The 6,163-nt window shown below is 75.7% G+C and carries 7 protein-coding genes; 6 read left to right on the top strand and 1 reads right to left on the bottom strand.

What is annotated here, in order from left to right:
• From N866_RS06085 to N866_RS06100, 4 genes are all read left to right on the top strand, one after another.
• Positions 1-438 (top strand): response regulator, encoded by a 438-nt coding sequence (locus tag N866_RS06085; protein ID WP_034224075.1) that lies wholly within the window; start codon positions 1-3, stop codon positions 436-438.
• Between the two features lie 78 nt (positions 439-516).
• The gene (locus tag N866_RS06090) at positions 517-1,455 is read left to right on the top strand and encodes a proteasome assembly chaperone family protein (protein WP_034224077.1); all 939 of its coding nucleotides are present in this window, start codon (positions 517-519) and stop codon (positions 1,453-1,455) included.
• Between the two features lie 7 nt (positions 1,456-1,462).
• Complete coding sequence (locus N866_RS06095) at positions 1,463-2,794, top strand: MFS transporter (protein ID WP_052022459.1); 1,332 nt, start codon at positions 1,463-1,465, stop codon at positions 2,792-2,794.
• A 211-nt stretch (positions 2,795-3,005) separates the two neighbouring features.
• Complete coding sequence (locus N866_RS06100) at positions 3,006-3,209, top strand: cold-shock protein (RefSeq protein ID WP_034224079.1); 204 nt, start codon at positions 3,006-3,008, stop codon at positions 3,207-3,209.
• Positions 3,210-3,352: 143 nt separating this feature from the next.
• Here the strand turns inward: N866_RS06100 and N866_RS06105 are convergent, their stop codons facing one another.
• Positions 3,353-4,237 (bottom strand): spermidine synthase, encoded by an 885-nt coding sequence (locus tag N866_RS06105; protein ID WP_155855223.1) that lies wholly within the window; start codon positions 4,235-4,237, stop codon positions 3,353-3,355.
• A 160-nt stretch (positions 4,238-4,397) separates the two neighbouring features.
• On the opposite strand from N866_RS06105, the gene N866_RS06110 reads away from it, so the two are divergent.
• Positions 4,398-4,811, top strand: coding sequence for an SAV_6107 family HEPN domain-containing protein (locus N866_RS06110; RefSeq protein ID WP_052022460.1), 414 nt, complete (start codon positions 4,398-4,400; stop codon positions 4,809-4,811).
• Positions 4,812-4,974: 163 nt separating this feature from the next.
• On the top strand, positions 4,975-6,163 hold a 1,189-nt coding region (locus tag N866_RS06115; RefSeq protein ID WP_081802381.1), incomplete at its 3' end, for a DNA polymerase IV.

Raw genomic sequence — 6,163 nt, forward strand, 5'->3', positions numbered from 1 at the left:
ATGCCGGACCAGTCACCCATCGACGTGCTCCTCGTGGAGGACGACCCGGGCGACGTCCTCATGACGCGCGAGGCCTTCGAGGAGAACAAGGTCGCCAACCGGCTCGCCGTCGTCAGCGACGGCGCGGAGGCCATGCAGTACCTCCGCCGGGAGGGCGAGTACGCCGACGCGCCGACGCCGGACCTCGTCCTGCTGGACCTGAACCTCCCTCGCATGGACGGCCGCGAGGTCCTGGCCGCCATGAAGTCGGACGAGAACCTCCGCAGCATCCCGGTCGTCGTCCTCACGACCTCCGAGGCCGAGGAGGACGTGCTGCGCAGCTACTCGCTGCACGCCAACGCCTACGTGACCAAGCCCGTCGACTTCGCCCGGTTCATCGAGGTCGTGCGGCAGATCGACGACTTCTTCGTCTCGGTGGTCCGGCTGCCCCGGCACTGACCGGGCCGGTCGGCGGGGAATGGTGACCGCCGACCGCGCGTTCCGACAGCGGAGGACCCCCCGAGCCTCGGAGGAACGATGCACGACCCCCAGCAGCTGTACACGGTCGACGAGGACGTCGCGCGCGAGCTCACCGCCCGGACCAGCGCGGCCGGTACCGGCCCCGTCCTGGTCCACGTGGTGCGCGGCTTCGTCGACGCCGGTGCCGCCGGTGCCGGGGCTGCCGAGCACCTGACCGAGCGGTTCTCGGCGCAGCGTCTGGTGACGTTCGACACCGACCAGCTCGTCGACTACCGCTCCCGTCGTCCGACCATGACCTTCAGCTCGACGCACTGGTCGGACTACGACACGCCGACCCTGGCCGTGGACGTCGTGCGCGACGACGAGGACGTGCCGTTCCTCCTCCTGCACGGCGTCGAGCCGGACGTGCAGTGGGAGCGGTTCGTCGGGGCCGTGCGCGAGGTCGTGGAGCGCTTCGCCGTGCCGCTGACGGTGGGCGTCCACGGCATCCCCATGGGCGTCCCGCACACGCGTCCCCTGGGCATCACGGCCCACGCCACCCGCCCCGAGCTCGTCGAGCAGCACACCTCGTGGTTCGGCACCGTCCAGGTCCCCGCGAGCGTGAGCGCGCTGCTCGAGCTGCGCCTGGGGACGTGGGGGCACGACGCCCTGGGGTTCGCCGTCCACGTGCCGCACTACCTCGCGCAGTCGCCCTTCCCGCGGGCTTCCCAGGTCGCGCTGGAGCACGTGGAGCGCTCCACAGGCCTGGAGCTGGCCACCGACGGCCTGGAGGAGGCCGCGCGCGAGGCGGTGCTCGAGGTCGACCGGCAGGTCGAGGCGTCGGAGGAGGTCGCGGCGGTCGTCCGTGCGCTCGAGGAGCAGTACGACTCCTTCGCCCGGGCGATCGGCCGGACGAGCCTGCTCGCCGAGTCGACCGAGCTGCCGACCGCCGACGAGCTGGGTGAGCAGTTCGAGCGCTTCCTGGCGCAGCAGGGCGGAGACGGGCCGGGCCTGTGACCCGTCCGTGAGGGCGCGCGCGACCGTCGTCTGGGGCGTCGCGGTCGCGGCGTACGTCGTCGCGGTCCTGCACCGCACCTCCTTCGGCGTCATGGGCGTGGAGGCGGTCGACCGCTTCGCCGTCGGCGCCACGGTCCTGGCCTCGTTCGTCGTCGTCCAGGTCGGGGTGTACGCCGCGCTCCAGGTGCCCATGGGACTGCTCCTGGACCGCTACGGTCCTCGTGCCCTCATCACGGTGGGTGCCCTGCTCATGGCCGCGGGGCAGCTCCTGCTCGGGGTGGCGACCGACGTCCCGGGCGCCCTCGCGGCGCGGGTGCTCGTCGGCGCGGGCGACGCGGCGACGTTCATCTCCGTGCTGCGGGTCGTGGCGGTGTGGTTCCCCCCGCGCCGCGTCCCCCTGGTCACCCAGCTCACCGGGCTCGTCGGCCAGCTGGGGCAGGTGGCGTCGGCCGTGCCGCTCGTCGCCGTCCTGCACCTCGCCGGCTGGACGCCGACCTTCGTGGGCCTCGCGGCGGTCGGGGTGGTGGTCGCCGTGGCGGTGCTGGCCGGCGTCCGGGACGCCCCGCCGGGGACGGTCGTCGTGCGCGGCACGGGCGGCGTCCTCGTCCCGCTGCGTGCGGTGCTCGGCACGCCGGGGACGTGGCTCGGGGTGTGGAGCCACGCGGCGACGCAGTTCCCCCAGACGGTGGTCGTCCTGCTGTGGGGGTTCCCCTTCCTCACCGTCGCCCAGGGTCTGCCGCCGGGACAGGCCGCCGCCGTCCTCACCGTCAACGTCGCCGCGGTCGTGGTGGCCGGACCCGTCATCGGGGTGCTCACCGGCCGGCACCCGCTGCGCCGCTCCTGGATGGTGCTGGCCACGGCCTACGCTGCGCTCGCCGCGTGGACGGCGGTCCTCGTGCGGCCGGGCCCGAGCCCGCTGTGGCTGCTGGTGCTCCTCGTGGCCGTGACCGGGGTGGGCGGCCCGGCCTCCGTCGTCGGGTTCGACTACGCCCGCACGGCGAACCCCCCGCACCGGCTCGGGACGGCGACGGCGTTCGTGAACGGCGCCGGCTTCGCGGTGTCCGTGGCGTCGCTCCTCCTGGTGGGGGTCGTCCTCGACGCAGCGACGCGCAGCGGGGCCGAGCCGCTGTCCCTGGAGGCGTTCCGCTGGGGCTTCGGCGTCCTCGTCGTCCCCTGGCTCCTGACGGTGACGGGCGTGCTCGTGAGCCGCGCTCGGACGCGGGCCGCGCTGCGCGCCGACGGGGTCGTCGTCCCGCCGCTGCGGGAGGCTCTCGGCCGGCGACGGCGCCGCCCGCGGGCCCGGTCCGTCGCGGCCTCGGGAGCGCCGCCGAAGGGATGAACCTGCACGTCGCGGCTCTGGCGCCCGGGAAGTGGTGCGTGCCACACTGAGCGGCGTTGCAGTGACGTACGCACGCGTTGACCCAGGGCCCGCGGCCCATGTCAGGCCTTCTCCGGGTTCCCGGGGCAGGACGTCGGACTGATTGCGACAGGACGGTCGGGCACAGGGCCCGACCACGACGTCCCCGCACGGACAGAAGGACAGGACGAGCATGGCGCAGGGTGCTGTGAAGTGGTTCAACGCGGAGAAGGGCTACGGGTTCATCGCCCAGGACGGCGGCGGCGCCGACGTCTTCGTCCACTACTCGGCGATCGAGACGCAGGGTTACAAGTCCCTCGAGGAGGCCCAGCGGGTCGAGTTCGAGATCACCCAGGGCCCCAAGGGCCCCCAGGCCGAGAAGGTCCGCCCGCTCTGACCGGACGCACCTGAGACCTCGACGAAGGCCGCACCCCCCGGGGTGCGGCCTTCGTCGTGCGGCACGGCTCCGGTCTGGACGTGCGGCGCGGTGCTGCCGCTCCACCGGTGGCGGTACCAGGCGCGCGGACCACCCGGCGGGGTTCAGGCCGGGTGGGCGTGGGGCGGGACCGGCCCGGGCGCGTCACGCCGGGGCGCGGCACCGGCCACGAAGGACCGCAGCGCGTCGCCGGTGAGCACCGTGGCAGGGACGGGGAGTCGCCGCAGGGCGCGGGCGAGGGCCGGCCCGGCGAGGTCCGGTCCGCCCTCACGGGTCCCCACCACGACGAGGTTGCCGTAGCGCCGGCCCTTGAGCTGACCCGGCTCTGCGACGAGCGCGACGTCGAGCGCCGTGGCCGTCGTGGCGACCTCCGCGCGCGCGAGGGCCAGCGGCGGCCGGTCGGCGCAGTTGGCGAGGTACACCCCGCCGGGACGCAGCACCCGGTGGACCTGCGCCACGAACTCCGCGGTGGTCAGGTGCGCCGGGGTCGCGTCACCCGCGAACGCGTCGCGCACGACGACGTCCGCCGAGGCGTCCGGCAGGCCGGCCAGCACCGTCCGGCCGTCCCCGGCGCGCAGCCGGAGGCGGGGGGAGCGGGGGAGCGCGAACCACGTGCGGACGTGACGCAGCAGCTCCTCGTCGACGTCGACCGCGAGCTGCCGGGATCCGGGGCGGACCGCCTCGACGCGACGGGGCAGGGCGCACGCTGCCGCGCCGAGGTGGACGGCGTCCAGGGGGCCCGGGGGCAGGAGGTCGACGACCGCCGCCATGTGCTGCATGTACTCGAACTCGAGCCAGGTCGGGTCGGAGAGGTCGAGGTGGGAGCTCGGCACGCCGTTCACCAGGAGCGTCACGGCGTCCGGGTCCGAAGGGTCGCGGACCAGCTCCACGGTCCCGGACGACGTCGGGACGGGGCCGTCGGGGAGGGGCACCCGGGCGGACGCCGCGGACGGCGACGCCTTGCGGGACGAGCGACGACCGGACGGCACGCGCCCACGCTAGCCCTTGACGGGAGGGTCGAACACCTGTTCGAATGGGTGCGGGAGGTGAACCATGGCAGTGAGGGCGGGCACGACGACACCAGCACCGGCACCAGCACCAGCACGGGTGCGGCGGGCGGGGCCGAGGGCATCTGCACGGGCCGCTGCGGTGCGTCCGGGCCTCGTGCCGCCGTCGGCCCTCGAGCTGCTGCGGCGCAGCGATGAGGAGCTGGTCGCGGCCCAGCTGGCCCAGGAGGCGCACGACCGCTTCCGGCACGCCCACCTGGCGGCGCTCCGGGCGGCCGCCGCGGTGCTGCCCGTGGCGCCGGTCCGCCGCCGCGCACGGCCACGGCCCGTGTGGGAGCAGGTCGCCGAGGTGGCACCGGATCTCGCCGGGTGGGCCGCCCTGTTCGCCGACGGCGCCGCGACGCGGGCCGCGGTGGAGGCGGGCCGGACGGACGCGGTCACGGTCGAGCGGGCGGAGCGCACGCTGGCCGCGGCGGAGGACTTCCAGGACGTCGTGCGGGAGCGGTGGGGGCTGCCGATCCTCCTCACGGGCGTCGGGGCCGCGCGCGCCTCCTGAGACGTCCTCCGGCCGGGCCCCCGTCCCTCGGGGCCCCGTCCCTCGGGCCCCCGTCCCTCGGGGCCGCGTCGCCTGCGGGCTCGACGACCCGGCCGGCCGGTCGCGCCGGGGGAGACTGTCCCCGTGGCGCGCGGCTCCCGCGCACGCCGGAGAGGGGCTCGCCATGAGTCGACGGACGCCGCACGCGGTGCGCCGCGACTGGGGCGACGACGACGAGGGCGCCACGATCCTCCACGTCGACATGGACGCCTTCTTCGCCTCGGTCGAGCTCGTGCGCCGCCCGGAGCTGCGCGGACGCCCCGTCGTCGTCGGCGGCGAAGGCCGGTCGGTGGTGCTCGCCGCGACCTACGAGGCGCGGGCGTACGGCGTCCACTCCGCGATGCCGATGACCCAGGCGCGGCGGCTGTGCCCGCACGCGGTTGTGGTGCCGCCGGACCACCGGGCGTACGGCGAGGCGTCACGCCGTGCCATGGCCGTCCTCGCGGACGTCACCGCACTCGTGGAGCAGGTCAGCATCGACGAGGCCTTCCTCGACGTCGCGGGTGCTCGCCGCCGGCTGGGCCGGCCCACCGAGATCGGTGAGCTCGTCCGGCGGCGGGTGCACGAGGAGGTCGGCGTCACCTGCTCGGTGGGTGTGGCGGCCACCAAGTTCGTCGCGAAGCTCGCCTCCGGCCTCGCCAAGCCGGACGGGCTCCTGCTCGTGCCGCCCGCGGCGACGGTGCCGTTCCTGCACGACCTGCCGGTTGCCGCGCTGTGGGGCGTCGGCGAGCGGACGCGCGAGGCCCTGGAGCGCTGGGGCATCACGACCGTCGAACAGCTCGCGCGGACCGACGTCGCCGTCGTGCAGCGGGCGGTCGGCGCCGCGACGGGCGCCCATCTGCACGACCTGGCCTGGGGGCGCGACCCTCGCCCCGTCGACCCGGTCCGCCAGGAGAAGAGCGTCGGGGCGGAGACCACCCTCGAGCGCGACACCGCGGACCCCGGCGAGCTCGAGGCCCACCTCCTGCGCCTCGCCGATCGCTGCGCCGTGCAGCTCCGCGCGCGGGGGCACGTCTGCCGGACCGTCAGCCTCAAGCTGCGCACGGAGGACTTCCGCACGGTGACCCGCTCCCGCACCCTGCCCGTCCCCACGGACGTGGGGCGGGAGATCTACCGGGTGGCCCGCGAGCTGCTCGGCGCCGCGCACACGCCCGGCCACCGGGTCCGCCTCGTGGGGGTCCGGGCGGAGGGGCTCGGTGCGGCGGGCGACCAGCCCCTGACGCTCGAGGAGGCCGTCGACGACGCGCCCGCGGCGCAGCGGCGTGCGGAGGCGGCCATGGACGCGGTGCGCGCGCGGTTCGGCACCGCGGCGG

The organism is Actinotalea ferrariae CF5-4 (assembly GCF_000603945.1).
GTDB classification, from domain to species: Bacteria; Actinomycetota; Actinomycetes; order Actinomycetales; family Cellulomonadaceae; genus Actinotalea; species Actinotalea ferrariae.